Here is an 18646-nt window from a genome sequence, read left to right as displayed (position 1 = left end):
CACAAAAAAACCCACGCTTATCGCGTGGGTTCGACTTTTCTATCAATACAATCTTATTTTGCTAGGTTTTCTGCTACAAAATCCCAGTTAACCAATGCCCAGAATGCGCCCATGTAGTCAGGACGAACATTGCGGAAATCGATGTAGTAAGCGTGTTCCCACAGATCGACGGTAAGAATAGGCGTGATGCCTTCTTCTGTAAGTGGTGTCGCTGCGTTTGACGTGTTAACGATGTCCAAAGAGCCGTCAGATTTTTTCACTAGCCAAGTCCAAGATGAACCAAAGTTATTGATTGCTGAATCAGTGAACTTTGCTTTGAACTCGTCGAAAGAACCGAATGATGCATTGATAGCGTCTGCTACTGCACCTGTAGGTTCGCCGCCAGCATTGGGTGCTAGACAGTGCCAGTAAAACGTGTGGTTCCAGATCTGTGCTGCGTTATTGAAAATGCCGCCTGTTGAAGATTTGATGATTTCTTCAAGAGATTGGTTTTCGAATTCAGTACCAGGTATTAGACCATTCAGTTTAACCACATACGTGTTGTGGTGTTTGCCGTGGTGAAAATCTAAAGTTTCCGCAGAAATATGTGGCTCTAGCGCGTCTTTAGCGTAAGGAAGAGCGGGTAGTTCAAATGCCATTGCTCGATTCTCCATTGTATATGAAAGAGTGCGATCTCTTTCGGATTGCTTCCAGTGTGTATTTTATTATTCGATCTTTTTTTACTTTTATGTGCGCCAATCCTGTTTATACCCAAATCATCTCAAAATGCTTGGGTATTCAGTTCAGCCCAAATTTTTGATTTAGTTTAGCAAGTTTTTACTTTATTAAAAGGAAAAGCATCGAGTTTTTTTAAACTTAAGTAATGATCCAATTCCTCTAAGGTTCAAAAAGTAATAACCCTAGTCATTAAGGACTTTTTATTCTGACTTAAACCAGTAGAATGGGCTGAATCGTTAACGCATCCATGAACGAGGACGCAATGGAAACCATCGATAAAATCAAGCAACAGATTGCTGAAAACACGATCCTTCTTTACATGAAAGGTTCCCCAAAACTGCCAAGCTGCGGTTTTTCTTCTCAAGCTTCTCAAGCGCTTATGGCGTGTGGTGAGAAATTTGCTTATGTAGACATCCTTCAGAATCCGGATATCCGTGCGGAACTACCAAAATACGCGCAGTGGCCGACATTCCCACAGCTTTGGGTTGAAGGTGAACTCGTTGGTGGTTGCGATATCATCATCGAGATGTTCCAAAAAGGTGAATTGCAGCCTCTAATCAAAGAAGCCGCAGCGAAAATTGAAGACGCGGAATAATTTTTTCGGTTTTTCGGTTAATGAAAAGGCTTGGTGATTGTGGTTACCAAGCCTTTTTAGTGCAACAAGTTTTAGTGTAATACATTTTAGTGCAACAAACCTTATGGGTTTGATTTAAGCATTACAGAACCATCGCTGCAATCCAGCCGAAGGCAATGAGCGGGATATTATAGTGAACAAAGGTCGGAACCACGGTTTCCCAGATATGTTCATGCTGCCCATCCGCATTTAACCCAGAGGTTGGACCTAAAGTGGAATCGGATGCCGGTGACCCAGCGTCTCCTAATGCTGCCGCTGTACCGACTAAAGCGACAGTTGCAAGGGGAGAGAAGCCAAATGCCATCGCTAGCGGTACGTAAATAGTGGCTAAAATAGGAATGGTGGAAAACGACGAGCCAATCCCCATGGTGACCAGCAAGCCGACAATAAGCATGAGCAGAGCGGCTAAGGGTTTGTTGTCACCAATTGAGACCGAAAGCGCATTCACCAGCGATTCCACCCCGCCAGTTTGCTTCATGACGGCGGCAAATCCGGCAGCGGCTATCATAATAAAGCCAATCATTGCCATCATGTGCACCCCTTTCGTGAAGACATCTTGGGTTTCTTTCCACGCAATAACACCGCCAAAGGTAAACACCATGAAGCCCGCTAACGCGCCAATAATCATTGAGCCAGTTGCCAGTTGCACAGCAAGCGCCGTTACGATGCCTATTATGGCAATCCAAATGTTTTTGCTTTTCTCTTCCGGAGGCGGATTTTGAATCGAGTCATCTAGCCTAATATCTTGATAGTCTCGTGGTTTGTTGTAACTCAAGAATAATGCCGTGAGTAAGCCAAATACCATGCCAGCAGCGGGCAGCAACATAGCAACGGGCACCTGTGACGCGACGACATCGAGACCATTGTCATGCAGATTTTTAAGCAGAATGTTGTTTAGAAATATTCCGCCAAATCCAATAGGCAAAACCATGTAAGGAGTGATCAATCCAAAGGTCAGCAAGCAGGCAATCAAACGTCGGTCTAGTTTGAATTTAACGAACACTTGCAAGAGAGGGGGGATCAGGATGGGGATAAACGCAATGTGCACGGGAATGATATTTTGAGATGACATGGTCACCAAAATGAGTGCAACTAAAATGAAGTATTTCAGCCCAGTCGATGCTGTTTTGCTTTCCGATCCATTTATTTTTCGAATCACACTAGACGCCAGCATATCGGTCATACCAGACTTTGAAATCGCTACGGCAAATGTACCCAGCATGGCATAACTTAGGGCGATGGTCGCCCCGTCACCAAGACCGCTTTCAAAAGCGGATACCGCTTCGTTAAGTGACATTCCAGAAACAAGACCACCAACGACGGCGCTAAAAGTGAGTGCAACGACAACGTTGACTCGCATCAGCGCGAGTACCAACATGATGCACACAGAGATGACTACAGGGTTCATATTTTTCTCAGGTAGTGTTAGATGCTGTATTTGTGCATGGCATTGATGCCAATAGCTTTTAAATACTTAAATACTTAAATACTTAAATACTTAAATACTTAAATACTTAAATACTTAAATACTTAAATACTTAAATACTTAAATACAGATAGGGTTCAAATACGGATAAGCTTGAAGATCTATTTTGCTAGAAATGGTATTAACATTCTGTTTTAGTGTGGAGTGGCCAACCGCCTAGTGCCTTCCACTTGTTCACGATGCCACAAAACAATTCTGCGGTTTTTTCTGTATCGTACAGTGCTGAGTGGGCTTCTTTATTATCGAATTCCATGCCCGCGACTTTGCATGCTTTCGCCAGAACAGTTTGACCGTAAGCAAGACCGCTTAGGGTCGCGGTATCAAATGTGGCAAAAGGGTGAAAAGGTATCCTCTTGAGTTTGCTTCTCTCACTTGCCGCCATAACAAAGCTATGATCGAACGTCGCGTTATGAGCAACGATAATCGCACGATTGCAGTCTGCCGCTTTCTGTTCTTTTCTCACCAGCTTATAGATCTCTTTTAATGCTTCGGCTTCGGTAACTGCACCTCTGAGAGGGCTGAAAGGGTCGCGAATTCCATTGAACTCAAGCGCTTCTTTTTCCAAATTTGCCCCTTCAAATGGTGCTACATTGAAATGAATGGTCGATGCAGGCACTAAGTCGCCTTCATCATTCATTTTTAATGTGACGGCACAAATTTCAAGAAGTGCATCGGTTTCGGCATTAAATCCGGCGGTTTCCACATCGATTACGACAGGGAAGTAGCCTCTAAAGCGTTGTTTCAATGTAAGGTCGCTGTTTGTTTCAGTCATGTTTGTTCTGTTCCATGTGCCAAGCACCGCATTATACCCAAGCGATGCTGTTTAGCGATACTTAATCCTTTCTATAGAGAAATAGATAAATCTGGCGAGCTTTTTGCATTAATCACGTAAATTTACATAAAATCGTCAGTAATAGATGCTTTTATGGCAAAAGCGGCAACGACAAGCCGTTTTGATGGAAGAAGAGGCAGTAATGAAGAAAAACATGTGGTTCAACTGTAGCCTTATGGGACTCGCTATAGTGGCGTCGAGCAGTGCTTCTACCATGCAAACTCGCTATGTGGCTAATCCTAGCCAATCTCAATGGGAATTGTCGATCAATACGCCATTGGAGTGCCAATTAGTGCATCCCATCCCGAATTACGGTTCAGCGGTTTTTACTTCGCGCGCGAGCAAGAAAATCAATCTCGACTTTGAGTTAAAAATGTATCGTCCTATGGGCGAAACTCGCAATGTTTCGTTGGTGTCCATGCCTCCCATATGGAGAGCCGGCGAAAGCGCAGAACAGATTTCCAATTTGAAGTTCTTCAAGCAGTTTGATGGTTACATTGGGGGACAAACTGCTTGGGGACTTCTTTCCGAACTTGAAAAAGGACGCTACCCGACCTTTGGTTATGCTGATTGGCAAAGCCGCGATAAAAGGGTTGAAGTATCGCTTTCATCGGTGTTGTTCCAATATTCTTATACTGCTTTTAGTATGTGTATTAGCCAACTTTTGCCATACAGTTTCGAAGATATTTCCTTTACGATTTTGCATTATGATCGTAACAGCGACCAATTGAATAAGGCATCTCAAAAGCGACTGGCCAAAATTGCTGAGTACGTAAAATACAACAAGGATATTGATTTGGTTCTAGTTGCAGCTTACACCGATTCGAGTGGTGGTAAAAAAGGCAATCAGAGTTTGTCAGAACGTCGGGCTGCGGTATTGAGTGAATACTTCCAATCGATAGGATTGCCGCAGAACAGGATCGAAGTCCAAGGGTTTGGTGAGAGAAGACCTGTAGCGGACAACACTTCGCCGCTTGGCAAAGATAAGAACCGCCGCGTCGTGATTTCGTTAGGGCGCACGCAAGTGTAGTTCCTTCTTGGAGAGAGTAGGCTGATTACCGCATCCATTCCTTTGGACTGGAAGCGATGATCGAGAGACAGTTTTAATCATGCTGATGGCGATACCCGAACATTTTGAGGTATCTGGGTACTTGAGTTGCCTAGGTATTAAGAGGAAAAGGTGTCAAGTACTTATTCTGTTTATCAAAAAGCACATGCTTAATATCATGGCGTTACCCAAATTCGTGCGTCCTCAGTATGGGAATTCCTTTGGAATGCGATGCGATGTTAGCAGCCGCTATGTATTGGCGATAGGCATTAAGTATTAGCGATAGGCATTAACGATTTGTGTGGTGGCGACATGCTAAGGTGAGCTTGCGTTGGTTAAAATAAGCCTGTGATTTCTTTTTGCCAACAGCAAACTCTGTCTCTTTAAAACAGGCAAGATGCTAGCCCAAACGAGGTTAATTTAGCTTGAAGCTTGCGATGATTTCGCAGTTCGTTGCCGTGTCAATGTGTTGTACCTGCTCGGCAACTTTTGGGTTCGGATGGCGCTTCATGAAATCAATTAGAGCCTTACGACAGCAACCCAGCGAATCTATAAAGCTATCACAATAGGTTTTGGGACACTGGGGCACCAAAGAAAGAATTTTTTCTGACGCCAGCTGCAAGTATTTAAGCTCGTAATCGTTATCACCGTTTTCGCGCCAGAATTTCGCTAGGTTGTGGCAAGAGATGACGTTGATCGTCAGCAAATCTTCAATGTCGACTTCTTGCTCATCAATCAGCTTTTCTGATATAGCCAGAGCTTGCTGGTAATGAATGATACTGCGAAGAAAATCTTGTTCCTGCAAGGCGACATCGGCCTTTAATGTATGCTGTTCCCAGTCTCTAACATTCATTGTCATTCTTCCATAAAATCATAAAACATATATTTCAAATATAGTAAATGATAATTGTTTTCATGTAAAGTGATGGCTTTATTCGTGACATCTTGTATCTTGCACCTAGATTCTATTTGGTCATTTTGGCTGAAGAGACATGAGAAATAGCCCGTAATGAGGTGGCGATGAAGCTCACCTCTACGGGGCGTCTATGGCTGTGACGCTAGGCTTATCAGCTAGCCTTCCAAGCCAGCGGATGCTGATTTATTTTGAATCAATTCAATCATATAGCCATCTGGGTCTTTAACGAAGGCAATATGAGTGGTTCCCCCTTTGACAGGGCCAGGCTCTCGCGTGATATTTCCGCCCGCTTCACGAATAGCATCGCAAGTTTGGTAGATATCATCAAAGCCTAATGCCACATGACCAAATGCTGTACCAAGATCATATTCAGATGTGCCCCAGTTATAAGTGAGTTCTATTACAGCTCCTTCAGATTCGTCTGAATAGCCCAAAAATGCGAGGGTGTATTTGTATTGCTCATTTTCATTTTTTCGAAGCAGTTTCATACCTAACACTTCGGTGTAAAACTTGATAGAGCGGTCGAGATCACCAACACGAATCATGGTGTGTAAAATGCGTCCGTTTGACATTGTTCATCTCCAAAAATCTTTCATTGTTAAGCGTTGTTCAAGAATATCGGATACTTGAGCGCTCTCAAAGCAATTCCAGTCTTCGTTTTCTTATCTTCAAATAAATCTCATTATTACCTATAGACATGGTTATTAATTTAAGATTCAATGATATGATGTTATAACATATCAGGATTTTTTAAATTGAAAAAGCTCGCTCTAGTTTTGTTGGTTGGACTTGTCTTATTCGCGTATTTTTTGCTGGATAAGAAAAACGAACCTCAAACGCTCACCATTTCAGGACCATTTGAATTCAGTAGCCAAGACTTGGCAAAAGATGGATTTTTATTTTCACGCTTGCAGGTTGTCGAAGCACTTGTGGCAATTAATGAGCAATCAGAGTTGGTGCCATTGTTAGCAGAAAGCTGGACTCAAAGTGACGACCGCTTAACTTGGACATTTAAAATTCGCAACAATGTTACCTTTCATGATGGCTCGCCGCTCAACGCTGAAGCCGTCGTGTTCTCATTAAAGCAAGCAATGTTGAGACCGGGTGTGATAAAGCGTGCGCCAATTGAGTCTATACAAGTGAAAGGTGATGACGTTGTGATCAACCTTTCGAAACCCTTTATCCCTATGTTGTCTGTGCTCGCACACTATTCGACATCTATTGTTTCGAAGGCATCGTTTAATGCATCGAATGAAGTGACACAATTGCATGGTACGGGACCGTATAAAATCGAAAATCTGGTGCCACCGCACAAAGCGTTGGTCGGTATTAATGAACATTACCGAGGTGTTCAGCCTAAAATTGCTCAGGTCAGTTACTTGGCGGGTCATCGCTCTGAAAGCCGCGCATTATTGGCGCAATCGGGTCAGGCTGATTTGGTGTACACACTGGATCCATTAAGCCTAGAGAGCCTAAAGGCGTCGGAAAATCTTAAGGCTCACATTATTTCCATGCCAAGAACGGTATTAATTAAGCTAAATAATGAGCATCCATTTCTCAACCACTCTGACATTCGTAAGGCGATCAGTTTAGCGTTGGATAGAAAAGGTATTGCCGATCACGTTCTTCGTCTGCCTGGTTCAGAAGCGTATCAATTGTTTTCACCTGCTTTAGGTGTATGGCATATGGACGACTATGGTGTGAGTGCTCGAAATCTCGATAAAGCAAAGCGTTTGTTAGCGGAACACGGATGGAAATTGAATGGGGATAACAAACTTGAACGGGAAGGAAAGGTATTTGAGATAAATTTGACCACGTACTCAGACCGGCCTGAACTTCCCCTGATTGCCACTGCAATTCAAGCACAGCTGAGCGAAGTCGGAATGTCGGTCGATATTTCTATCGACAATTCCAGCGCTATTCCATCAAAACACCATGATGGGACGTTAGAAATGGCGCTTGTCGCTCGTAACTTCGGCACGTTGGCGGATCCTCTGGCATTACTGCTTAATGATTTTTCGAGCCATAAAGGCAGCGATTGGGGACCGACCAATTGGTCTTCTTCGGAGTTTACTCGTCTATTGAATCGCCTATCTGTACAAGATGATACGGCGGAATATCGCAATTTGGTTTCAGAGGCGTCTAAGCTGCTGGCAGATGAAATGCCTTTGATTCCAATTAGCTACTACCAGCAAATCATTGCCGTTAACCAACGCGTTCAACACTTTTCCTTTGACCCATTTGAGATCAACTATCGGGTAGCGGAGATGGCGTTGAATGACTAACTTCCTTTATAAGCGGCTGTGCCAAGCTATATTTGTTGCTTGGTCAGTGGGAACGGTCACCTTTGTTCTTATGAGGTTAATACCCGGAGATATCGCCTATCGCATTGCAGCAGGTCGCTATGGATACGACTACGTAGACGAAAACGCGGCTCAGGCGGTTTCGGTAGAGCTCGGTTTAGAGAGAAGTGCGATAGAGCTTTACGTTGAATGGCTTTGGGATTTACTTCACTTCAACCTTGGTCATTCGCTTGTGAGCGGAGAAAAAGTGACAACCGAGTTGGTTCATCAGCTGGGTCATTCCGTTATGTTGGCGTTCGTTGCGATGATTATTTCGCTTTTCATTGCCATTCCTGTTGGGGTGTATTGCGGCAGAAGGGCTGGAAAGCTGTCCGATACTTTTGCTCTTTTCGTTTCCATTATGATTAAAGCACAGCCTGTATTCTTGATAGGCTTAGGTTTGGTTATCTTATTTGCTTTGAAGCTAAACTGGCTGCCGGTAGCAGGGTTTGGCGATGCGAGTTTTATCGTTCTTCCAGCCATTACGTTAGCGCTGAGTATGGCTGCGATGTCCAACCGGATCATTCGAAATGCCACTCAAAATGTGCTCGGTTCCCAATACTTTTTGTTTGCTCGCTTAAAGGGGTTAAGCCATTCGCAAGCGTTTGAAAGACACGCTCAGGTGAACATTGCATTACCCGTTATTGCGTTTGTTGGCATACAGACCGTGACCTTGATAGAGGGTATTGTCATGATCGAGTCTTTGTTTTCTTGGCCTGGAATCGGACACGCGTTGTCTCACGCCATTTTTGCGAGAGATATTCCCGTGATCCAAGGTGCTGCATTGTTGATGGGGCTGTTATTTGTGCTGATCAATACGCTGGTGGATTTTGCAAACTACCTACTTGATCCTCGTCTTAAATCCAGTGCAGTGGTGGAAATGCAATGAAACTGAATGTATCGCAATGCTTTGGGTTGGCACTGCTCTCTGTACTTTTTCTTTTTGTGGTGCTCGAACAAACCTTTTTTAACAGTGATCCTTACCAGCAACATCTGACGCTGGTGTTTGCATCACCGGATATGGCGGAACCTTTGGGTAGAGACCATTACGGTCGTAGCAATATGGCTCGCTTGTCGGACGCGATTCAAACGTCTTTTTTCATGGCGTTGACCTGCGTTTTAACGTCGGCATTTCTTGGCTTGGTTGCGGGTATATTGGCTGGATGGAAAGGGGGATGGTGGGATAGAAGTTTATCTTGGGTCGTGAACCTAGTGTTGGCTATGCCAGGACTCATTTTGGTGCTCCTTTTTGGCGCGATTATTCCAGGATCGTTCTGGATACTGTACGTCGCCATTTCCCTCATTCTTTGGGTTGAATATTTTCGCGTTGTTAGAGCCAGAGTGATGGGGCTTATTATGTCGCCAGAGGTGGAAGCCTCAAAGCTTTATGGCTTCTCCGACTTCTATATTTTCAAACGTCACTTTTGGCCAGAGCTGCAAAAAGATTTGTACACCTTAGCGTGCTTTGGCGCCGGTAATTCGATCCTTACACTCGCATCAATTGGCTTCTTGTATGTTGGATTAAAGCCGCCAGAGGCAGAACTTGGCTTGATGATGGTGGAATTGTTCCGATACTACCAACAAGCGCCTTGGGTCTTAGCTCAACCTATTATGGCGGTGTTCATTTTAGTGATGGGCTTTCACCTTCTGGCTCGAGGAGAGAAATCATGACGTGTATGCTAGACGTTCAGAACTTGTCTATCTCCGGTCCCGAAGGGACACTGGTTGAGCCTGTGTCTTTTGAAGTTAAAGATGGGGAAGTTCTCATTATACTTGGTGAAACAGGATCGGGTAAAAGCCTGTTAGCGAATGCCATCATAGGTAACCTTCCTGAAGGTTTGTCTTACAGCGGAGAGATCACGCTTTTCGATCGTGCTCAATCGTCGCGAAGCAAGGAAGAGCGAGAGGCACTATGGGGTAAAAAAGTTTCCGTATTGCCGCAAGAACCTTGGTTTGCTTTGAGCCCTTTGATGAATGCTGGAGAGCAGGTTAGGGAAGTTGATCAGTTGGTCAACGCGATTGACGAACCAATGTTAGATAGCCGTCTTTCGGATGCATTTAAACGTGTGCAACTTTCTGGCGATGAAACGAAGTTGCCTAGTGAACTTTCAGGTGGCATGGCGCAACGCGTGGCGTACTTGTGTGCCACGCAAGCCGGCGGGACATTGCTGATTGCTGATGAACCAACAAAAGGGTTGGATACAAGCCGCCAAAAGCAAATCGGTAAACATCTAAAAGCGCATAAAGAAAAAGGAGCAGTACTGGTCATTACTCATGACATAGAACTCGCCGAAGCGTTGGAGGGTGAAGTGATTGTTATGCGTAAGGGTGTGGTATTAGAGCGGGGAGAGGGGAAGAAAGTGATTGCCTCCCCTCAGTCTGAATATGCTCAATCTTTAATTGCCGCGCACCCGAAGAACTGGGTGTATCGAGATAAGTGTGCTGACTTAGCTCTTCTTATTTCGGCTGATTCTTTAAAAATGACCAGAAATGGAAACACACTGTTTTCTGATTTAAGTTTTGATATTTTTGAGCAATCTGTTGTTGGAATCAGCGGTGACAGTGGGAGGGGAAAATCGACTCTAGCGGATATATTACTCGGGCTTATCCCTCCAACGGATGGGAAAATCATTCACCATCAAGATATTGAAAGGGGTAAGGCGTTAAAGCTCTATCAAGATCCGCCGAGTGCCTTGTCCAGAGCGGTAAGCCTAAATGCACTTTTGCAAGACTTAAGACAGCTGGTGCAGTTTGACGATAAAACCGTGCAGAAATTACTGGACAGGCTGAACTTAAATGCCAACGTTCTCGAAAGGAAAATAACGCAAGTGTCTGGTGGGGAGCTTCAGCGGTTTGCAATACTAAGGGCATTATTGATGAAGCCTAGTTTACTCATTGCCGATGAACCGACGTCTCGATTGGATCCCATCACCGCGGCGAATACGCTTCAATTGCTGGTGGAATTGAGCTCTGAGATTGGTTTCGCACTGGTATTGATCAGCCACGACCAAGTCGCGCTACGTAAATTGTGTGATGAGGTTATTTGTATATAGCGCCATAACGGTATAGAAATGAAAACGCCCACCCTTTCTTGTGGGCGTTTTTTATGGTGTTTTCTTATGTCAAGGTAAGAATCAGATGTCCGTTTTGTCTTTGAATTCACACAAGTCTTCGATGATGCAACTGCCACAGCGCGGCTTTCGCGCAACGCACGTGTATCGACCGTGTAATATGAGCCAATGATGAACGTCCAATTTGAACTCTTTAGGAACGACTTTCAGCAATTTTTCTTCAACGTCGTCGACATTTTTTCCCATGGCAAATTTAGTACGATTCGATACTCTAAAAATGTGTGTATCAACCGCGATGGTCGGCCAGCCGAACGCGGTATTTAATACCACGTTTGCTGTCTTTCGACCCACCCCGGGCAGAGCGACCAAGGCATCTCTGTCTTCGGGCACTTCGCCACCGTGTTTTTCCAGCAAGATCTGACACGTTTTGATGACATTCTCAGCTTTAGAGTTAAACAATCCAATCGTCTTGATGTAGTCCTTGACGCCATCGACACCAAGTTCGAGCAATCCCTGAGGCGTGTTTGCAACAGGGTACAGCTTGTCTGTGGCTTTATTGACACTCACATCGGTTGCTTGCGCGGACAGCAACACGGCGATCAGTAATTCAAACGGTGTGCTCCAGTTTAGCTCGGTTTCCGGCTTTGGGTTATTTGCTCTTAGCCTTTCAAGGATTTCCTTTCTTTTGGTGTTATTCATTTAAGGCTGCTTCCCGTGTTTTTATCGATTTATTTTTATGTATTGGTGACACGCGCTCGTTCAATTTCTGGTTTTTCTTCTTTGGGTTGGCGTGACGCTATGTGTTTATCTATTGCATTTTTGGCGGCTATCAACAATCCAACGCCGAAGAAGGCACCGGGTGGAAGAAGAGCCAGCAAGAAACTGTTATCAAATTGGAAGACTTCTACTCTTAATACCGTTGCCCATGCGCCTAGTAAAATATCCGCCCCATCAAACAAAGTCCCATTGCCAATTACTTCACGCATGGCACCGAGTACCACTAGGACAAGCATCATTCCCATTCCCATCCAAAATCCATCTAATGCAGAAGGTAAGACTGGGTTTTTGGAGGCGAACGCTTCAGCGCGTCCAATAATGATGCAGTTGGTTACAATGAGAGGAATGAATATACCAAGTGAAAGGTAAAGCCCATAAGCATAGGCATTCATTAGTAGTTGAACACAAGTCACCAATGACGCGATGATCATCACGAAAATGGGTATACGTACTTCTTTGGGCACGTAGTCTCTCACTAGGGACACAACCACATTGGAACCAACCTGAACAAGCAAAGTGGCGAGCCCAAGCCCCAGTGCGTTGGTTACAGTGGATGAAACCGCAAGTAATGGGCACAAACCAAGTAGCTGAACGAGTGCCGGGTTATTTTCCCATATCCCATTTTTTATCAGAGTTTTATGAGTGGTCATGAGTTACTCCCACAGTTGAATGGCATCGAACGAATGTGTTGCTGGTTTTGCGTAACATACCATACCGCTTGTTTCACGGCTTTAACAACGGCTCTTGGGGTAATGGTTGCCCCCGTGAATTGGTCGAATTGCCCGCCGTCTTTTCTGACGCCCCACGCAGTGTCTTCAGGGCTCGTAACGGATTTACCATTAAAAGAGAGGATCCAATCCGATATTCGAAGCTCAATTTTGTCACCTAATCCAGGGGTCTCTGTATGAGACAAGACACGCGTGCCTAAAATTTCACCAGTAGCAGACACGCCCACAATCAATTTGATCCTTCCGTTGTAACCATCAGGGGCAATGGCTTCAATCGCGTAAGCTGCCACATTGCCTTGTTTGGATGCGATATAAGCATGGACGGGATCGGAACCAAGCGCTGGAGACTCTACGATCACACAAGCAGAAAAGAGGGGATTGTCGTACATATCGGATGGAACCACTTCATTAAGAACCGACATCAATTGCGCTTGTTCTTGTTCCTGAATGGTGGATTTGGTCAATGCGTTTGTAATGGCGACCAACCCTGTTGAGGCACAGGCAAACATGGCAAGAACGGCTCCATTTTTCTTAATCGCATTCAGCATGTTTACCCCTTATGCCCGTACGTTCGTGGCTTGGTATAGTAATCGATGAGTGGCACACACATATTGGCTAATAATACGGCGAAAGCAACACCATCAGGGAATCCCCCCCATGTGCGGATAATAAAGACCAAAGCCCCAATTAATGCCCCGAAAAGCAATCGTCCCCGTACGGTTGTTGAGGCAGATACCGGATCCGTGGCAATAAAAAAGGCCCCCAGCATCGTCGCGCCAGATAACAATTGCATCGTAACAGGAGCAGTTTCCCCTGGGATCAGAAGAGTAAAAACCATCGACATAATGACCAAGGATCCTAAAAATCCTGCTGGGATGTACCACTGAATGATTCGTAGCTTTATTAACACCAGCCCGCCGATAAGATAAGCTAGGTTAACCCATCCCCACCCCACTCCAGCAATCCCTGCAAATTGAGGCTTTTGGGAAATTTCACTAAGCGTAAGACCTGTTTGCAACGATGTTTTAATGGCATCTAACGGGGTGGCCATGGTAATACCGTCTATGCCCGTTCTGACCTGCTGAAGAGAGAAACCATCTTGATTAAAGCCAGTGAAGATAAGAGACAAAGCACCAGAAAAATCGACATGAAACGGACTGATGGCGAAAGGGGATAGCCAGCTAGTCATTTGAACTGGAAAAGAGATCAACAAAACAACATAGGCAACCATCGCGGGGTTAAAAATATTCTGCCCCAGACCACCGTATAAATGCTTCGCAATGACGATGGCAAAGAATACCCCGATAACGAGCATCCACCATGGGGAGAGGGGAGGGATGGCTACCGCTAATAACCAAGCCGTAACAACAGCGCTGTAATCCCGAAGAGCTGAAACCGGGTTGCGTTTTCTTACTAGCATCACAATGGCTTCGAAACTTATCGCTAAAGTCATGGCAAAAATAAGCTGAATGAGCGTACCCCAGCCGAAGAAGTAAGTTTGAGCGACAAGACCTGGTAGCGCACATAAAGCCACCCACCTCATTAAATCGGGCGTGCTGCGTCGATTACGTGCGTGTGGAGAGCTAGCAATAAAAAATGCCACTAATCATTTTCCTCAGATTGATTACGTTTTTGTTGTTCTGCTTTACGCGCTTTCGCCCTTGCAATGGCCGCAGCGACTGCTGCTTTTTTCGGATCGTCCTCAACAGGCGTTTCCGTCGCTGTCTCGTTCGAATCCAAGTCGTCACTTTTATTGGCTTGAGCTTGCTGAGCCTTACGCGCTTTCGCTCTTGCAATGGCCGCAGCGACTGCGGCTTTTTTCGGATCGTCCTCAACAGGCGTTTCCGTCGCTGTCTCGTTCGAATCCAAGTCGTCACTTTTATTGGCTTGAGCTTGCTGAGCCTTACGCGCTTTCGCCCTTGCAATGGCAGCGGTGACTGCGGCTTTTTTCGGATCGTCTTCAACAGGCGTTTTCGTCGCTGGCTCGTTCGAATCCAAGTCGTCATTTTCAGTTGATTGAGCTTGCTGAGCCTTACGCGCTTTCGCTCTTGCAATGGCCGCAGCGACTGCGGCTTTTTTCGGATCGTCCTCAACAGGTGCTTCCGTCGCTGGCTCGTTCGAATCCAAGTCGTCACTTTCAGTCGATTGAGCTTGCTGAGCTTTACGCGCTTTCGCCCTGGCGATGGCAGCGGCGACTGCGGCTTTTTTCGGATCGTCCTCAACAGGCGTTTCCGTCGCTGGGTCGTTCGAATCCAAGTCGTCACTTTTATTGGCTTGAGCTTGCTGAGCCTTACGCGCTTTCGCTCTTGCAATGGCCGCCGCGACTGCGGCTTTTTTCGGATCGTCCTCAACAGGTGCTTCCGTCGCTAGCTCGTTCGAATCCAAGTCGTCACTTTCAGTTGATTGAGCTTGCTGAGCCTTACGCGCTTTCGCCCTTGCAATGGCAGCGGCGACCGCAGCTTTCTTCTCGCTTCCCACTGCGTCTGTTTGTTCTGGCTGGGCTGCTTTTTTTGCTTTAGCACGAGCGATGGCTGCGGCGACGGCCTCTTTTTTATTTGTCTCTTGCTTGTCTTTCGATTCTGAATCGGTCGTTTCGTTTACTTTTAAGGCTTTACGCTCTCTTGCTTGACGCTTGCGCTCTTCTCTTAGCTTTGCCATTTCACTGTTGTCGGGTTCAGATTGTCCCGATTTCATGGCTTCAGCCTGTTTTGCTTTGGCGCGAGCGATGGCTGCAGCGACGGCAGGTTTTACTTCATCTGTTGTCGTTGTTTGTGCCTTTTGAGCTTTTACTCTGGCAATGGCGGCGGCAATGGCATCATCACCGTCGCCTGTCTTCAAATCTTTACGGCGCGCTTCCGCGGCTTTTTTGAATTTACTTTCACGAGCAAGCTTATCGCGTTCTATTCGAGCATTTTTTTCTTCGAAGCGCTTTTTAGCACGATCAGCGGCGATGGCTTCTTCTTTACGAGTACGAATTTCCGCTTTCGCTTCACGATAGTAGTGAACTAAGGGAATTTCACTTGGACAGACAAACGCACAAGCGCCACATTCGATACAATCTTTTAGATTGAGTTCTTCACATTTGTCATAGTCTTGATCTTTTGCGTACCACTGAAGCTGTTGTGGAAGCAAAGAAGCTGGGCATACCTCTGCACATTCACCACAGCGAATGCATTCCATCTCGTCGCGTTCAACAGGTAATTCCTGACGAGCGGGCGCAAGAATGCAGTTGGCGGTTTTGGTAATGGGAACGTTAGCATGCGGCAAGGCAAACCCCATCATGGGCCCCCCCATGATCAGCCGAGGTGACTTTTTATCGGCTTGGTAGTCTGCGTGTTCCAGTAAGTGTGAAACAGGCGAACCGATCAAAGCCCAAACGTTACGAGGCTGTTTGAACGTTTTTCCTGTCAGGGTAACAACGCGTTGGATAAGCGGCTCGCCGTCGACGATTGCGCGCTTAATGGCATGCATTGAACCGACATTTTGGACCAGTATGCCAATATCGGCTGGAATGCCGTTGGCTGGAACTTCCATATTGGTCAATATTTTGATGAGTTGCTTTTCACCACCTGAAGGATACTTGGTGGGAATCACTCGAATCACGAGATCTTTTGCTGTAGCTGCAACTTGCAACGCTTTAATGGCTTCTGGCTTGTTGTCTTCAATGCCTATTATGGTGAGCTCAGGTTTAAGGATGTGCTCAACAATTTCTATGCCTGTGATGATCTCTTCCGCATGCTCTTGTATCAATGTGTCATCAGCGGTGATGTAAGGCTCGCATTCTGCGGCATTGACAATGAGTATTTTCGTTTTTGCTAAGCCCGACTGAATTTTTTTTGCCGTTGGAAAACCTGCGCCCCCCATTCCCGACACGCCAGCCTGACGGATGGCTTCAATTAAGTCATCTGACGTTTCTTGCTCGTAGTTCGCAATCGGGGTCTTTTTTCCCCATTCCTCTTTTCCGTCGGGTTCAATAATGACGGACAACTCGGTTAAACCAGATGGGTGAGCCGTTGTTCTTGGTTCAATAGCGGTAATGGTGCCGGATGTTGGGGCATGAATTGGGAGCATGAAGCTTAATGAACAACAAGTCAGTGGCTGACCTTTGACGACGCGCTCACCTATAGATACCGCGAGATCACCAGGTTTCCCAATATGTTGTTTTACAGGAATAACCAATTCTTGAGGAAGCGGTAATGTCTGCAATTTTGATTGGTTAGATTGACGTTTGTTTTCCGGTGGGTGAATACCGCCTGGGAAATCCCAGAGGTAACCAGAACGAATTTTTTCAATGAGTGACAACATACCCAATCCTTCTTATTGTGATTTTTGAGGTTGAGAATCGGTGACGTTAACCACCGGTATTGTGTTTAATTGCCACTTCCATGTCTCGGTTGTTTGCGCAATTGGAATCATTTCGATGCAATCTGTCGGGCAAGGTGCGACACAGAGATCACAGCCAGTACATTCGTCTTTAATGACGGTATGCAGCGCTTTATTGCCTCCGACGATGGCATCGACTGGGCAGGCTTGAATGCATTTCGTGCAACCTATACACATATCTTCGTGTATGAAAGCAACTTTTTTGATGCTTTTCTCTGGGTCATGCGCTCCCTCCCCAGGCTCTACCCCCATCAAATCTGCCAGTTTTTCGATGGTCGCTTGCCCGCCGGGAGGGCACTTCGTAATGGCGTCGCCATTTGCAATGGCCTCGGCGTAAGGGCGACAGCCAGGGTAACCACACTGGCCACATTGAGTCTGAGGCAAAATGTCATCGATTTGATCCACTATCGGATCCGCCTGAACTTTGAACTTAATCGATGCAAAACCAAGGATCGCACCAAAAATGGCCGCCAAGGCTGCAAGTGCAATGATCGCAATTAAAATGCTGCTCATTACAGTTTCACCAGCCCGGTAAAGCCCATGAATGCCAGCGACATTAATCCGGCGGTAATCATTGCGATGGATGCGCCACGAAAGGGCATAGGAACATTAGCTGCGGCAATACGCTCGCGCATGGAAGCAAATAAAATCAACACAATAGAGAAGCCAGCAGCGGCACCAAAACCATAAACAATGGATTCAATAAAATTGTGATTTTCATTAATGTTGAGTAATGCGACACCAAGAACGGCACAATTCGTTGTAATCAATGGTAGAAAAATGCCAAGCAGGCGGTATAGCGTGGGGCTGGTTTTATGAACCACCATTTCGGTAAATTGAACCACCACCGCGATAACAAGAATAAAACTCATGGTGCGGAGATATTCGATACCTAGCGGCGTTAAAATGTAGGTTTCAACGAGGTAGGCACTCACCGATGCCAAAGTAAGGACAAATGTTGTCGCCAGACCCATGCCTATAGCTGTTTCAAGTTTTTTTGAAACACCCATGAAGGGGCATAAGCCTAAAAATTTTACAAGCACAAAGTTGTTGACCAAAACGGTGCCAACAAGCAGCAACAGATACTCTGTCATGGCATCTCAATAAAAATAAATCAGATCCTAATATTATCCTGCTTTGTTACGTATTTAACAACCAAGATAGAGTAAGGTTTTTTGATGTTTGACTGTTTATTCGTCAGTTAATTATAGATTTATGATTTTAAATTTAAAAATCCCCAAGTTTTTGAGAATTAATATCATTTAGGTTGTTCGTGATGACGAAATAGATGGAACGGGTGAGACGAAGGCAGTTGACATGTGGATACCGTGGGTGCGTTGAACCAGTCTCTATACAAAACAAAAAGTTAGACTGTTGTCTTGAAATTGTTCACGACGATAACAACCACTTTTTGAAGACGGTTTGGAACAAACTCGTCGCTTTGAACGAAAAAAAGCCACGTCTTTCGACATGGCTTTTAGAATTTTGGCTCCCCTTGACGGGACTCAACGCGGGCGGCGAGCTCTGAGACATGAGTTTGGAACAAACTCGTCGCTTTGAACGAAAAAAGCCATGTCTTTCGACATAATGCCGATCGTTTAAGACTCTTGAACGATCCTTAATAGTCTTCATAATCGGTCCCAGATATGTATCTGGGACCGATTTTTTATGTCTGAATTTTCTTTAGAACTTCAAGCTACTGCTGAATTTCA

General features: G+C 45.4%; 18 protein-coding genes. 6 read left to right on the top strand and 12 right to left on the bottom strand.

Annotation, left to right across the window (positions count from 1 at the left end):
* Positions 1-53 precede the first annotated feature (53 nt).
* A complete protein-coding gene (gene sodB, locus HC752_RS20175) occupies positions 54-638 on the bottom strand; it encodes a superoxide dismutase [Fe] (protein ID WP_190337001.1) in 585 nt (194 codons plus the stop codon).
* A 341-nt stretch (positions 639-979) separates the two neighbouring features.
* Between sodB and HC752_RS20170 the strand changes: the two genes are divergently transcribed.
* Positions 980-1312, top strand: coding sequence for a Grx4 family monothiol glutaredoxin (locus tag HC752_RS20170; RefSeq protein ID WP_101112585.1), 333 nt, complete (start codon positions 980-982; stop codon positions 1310-1312).
* A gap of 121 nt (positions 1313-1433) precedes the next feature.
* On the opposite strand, the gene HC752_RS20165 is transcribed toward HC752_RS20170, so the two are convergent.
* Both HC752_RS20165 and rnt read right to left on the bottom strand, forming a co-directional pair.
* Positions 1434-2759, bottom strand: coding sequence for a Na+/H+ antiporter family protein (locus HC752_RS20165; protein WP_190337000.1), 1326 nt, complete (start codon positions 2757-2759; stop codon positions 1434-1436).
* Positions 2760-2958: 199 nt separating this feature from the next.
* Positions 2959-3609 (bottom strand): ribonuclease T, encoded by a 651-nt coding sequence (rnt, locus tag HC752_RS20160; protein ID WP_190336999.1) that lies wholly within the window; start codon positions 3607-3609, stop codon positions 2959-2961.
* A 235-nt stretch (positions 3610-3844) separates the two neighbouring features.
* Here rnt and motY point away from each other — a divergent pair, with 235 nt between their 5' ends.
* Complete coding sequence (gene motY, locus HC752_RS20155; protein WP_238930579.1) at positions 3845-4699, top strand: flagellar protein MotY; 855 nt, start codon at positions 3845-3847, stop codon at positions 4697-4699.
* Positions 4700-5132: 433 nt separating this feature from the next.
* Here motY and HC752_RS20150 read toward each other — a convergent pair whose 3' ends face one another.
* On the bottom strand, positions 5133-5570 hold the full coding sequence (locus HC752_RS20150) for a DUF2753 domain-containing protein (RefSeq protein ID WP_190336998.1): 438 nt from the start codon (positions 5568-5570) through the stop codon (positions 5133-5135).
* 218 nt (positions 5571-5788) lie between these two features.
* Complete coding sequence (gene gloA / locus HC752_RS20145; protein WP_190336997.1) at positions 5789-6205, bottom strand: lactoylglutathione lyase; 417 nt, start codon at positions 6203-6205, stop codon at positions 5789-5791.
* Positions 6206-6388: 183 nt separating this feature from the next.
* Between gloA and HC752_RS20140 the strand changes: the two genes are divergently transcribed.
* From HC752_RS20140 to HC752_RS20125, 4 genes are read left to right on the top strand one after another with little or no spacing between them, the layout of a single operon-like run.
* Positions 6389-7918, top strand: a complete 1530-nt coding sequence (locus tag HC752_RS20140) for an ABC transporter substrate-binding protein (RefSeq protein WP_190336996.1) — start codon at positions 6389-6391, stop codon at positions 7916-7918.
* The gene (locus HC752_RS20135; protein WP_190336995.1) at positions 7911-8864 is read left to right on the top strand and encodes an ABC transporter permease; all 954 of its coding nucleotides are present in this window, start codon (positions 7911-7913) and stop codon (positions 8862-8864) included. Before HC752_RS20140 ends, HC752_RS20135 begins: the two co-directional genes overlap by 8 nt.
* A complete protein-coding gene (locus HC752_RS20130) occupies positions 8861-9646 on the top strand; it encodes an ABC transporter permease (protein ID WP_190336994.1) in 786 nt (261 codons plus the stop codon). Before HC752_RS20135 ends, HC752_RS20130 begins: the two co-directional genes overlap by 4 nt.
* Complete coding sequence (locus HC752_RS20125) at positions 9643-11028, top strand: ABC transporter ATP-binding protein (protein ID WP_190336993.1); 1386 nt, start codon at positions 9643-9645, stop codon at positions 11026-11028. The genes HC752_RS20130 and HC752_RS20125 overlap by 4 nt, the downstream gene beginning before the upstream one ends.
* Positions 11029-11109: 81 nt before the next feature.
* On the opposite strand, the gene nth is transcribed toward HC752_RS20125, so the two are convergent.
* Genes nth through rsxA form a run of 7 tightly spaced genes read right to left on the bottom strand, consistent with a single transcriptional unit; the run spans position 11110 to position 18028 of the window.
* A complete protein-coding gene (nth, locus tag HC752_RS20120) occupies positions 11110-11745 on the bottom strand; it encodes an endonuclease III (RefSeq protein WP_190336992.1) in 636 nt (211 codons plus the stop codon).
* A 35-nt stretch (positions 11746-11780) separates the two neighbouring features.
* On the bottom strand, positions 11781-12473 hold the full coding sequence (locus tag HC752_RS20115; protein WP_190336991.1) for an electron transport complex subunit E: 693 nt from the start codon (positions 12471-12473) through the stop codon (positions 11781-11783).
* Positions 12470-13099, bottom strand: a complete 630-nt coding sequence (gene rsxG, locus HC752_RS20110; RefSeq protein ID WP_190336990.1) for an electron transport complex subunit RsxG — start codon at positions 13097-13099, stop codon at positions 12470-12472. The genes HC752_RS20115 and rsxG overlap by 4 nt, the downstream gene beginning before the upstream one ends.
* A gap of 2 nt (positions 13100-13101) precedes the next feature.
* Positions 13102-14154 (bottom strand): electron transport complex subunit RsxD, encoded by a 1053-nt coding sequence (gene rsxD, locus HC752_RS20105; protein WP_190336989.1) that lies wholly within the window; start codon positions 14152-14154, stop codon positions 13102-13104.
* Complete coding sequence (rsxC, locus tag HC752_RS20100) at positions 14154-16856, bottom strand: electron transport complex subunit RsxC (RefSeq protein WP_190336988.1); 2703 nt, start codon at positions 16854-16856, stop codon at positions 14154-14156. Before rsxC ends, rsxD begins: the two co-directional genes overlap by 1 nt.
* A gap of 12 nt (positions 16857-16868) precedes the next feature.
* Positions 16869-17447: an electron transport complex subunit RsxB gene (gene rsxB, locus HC752_RS20095; RefSeq protein ID WP_190336987.1), complete on the bottom strand. Its 579-nt coding sequence runs from the start codon at positions 17445-17447 to the stop codon at positions 16869-16871.
* Positions 17447-18028 (bottom strand): electron transport complex subunit RsxA, encoded by a 582-nt coding sequence (gene rsxA, locus HC752_RS20090; RefSeq protein WP_190336986.1) that lies wholly within the window; start codon positions 18026-18028, stop codon positions 17447-17449. Before rsxA ends, rsxB begins: the two co-directional genes overlap by 1 nt.
* Positions 18029-18646: the final 618 nt, after the last annotated feature.

It is taken from the genome of Vibrio sp. S9_S30, assembly GCF_014694455.1.
Taxonomy (GTDB): domain Bacteria; phylum Pseudomonadota; class Gammaproteobacteria; order Enterobacterales; family Vibrionaceae; genus Vibrio.
This window is presented reverse-complemented; position numbering and strand designations above follow the sequence as displayed.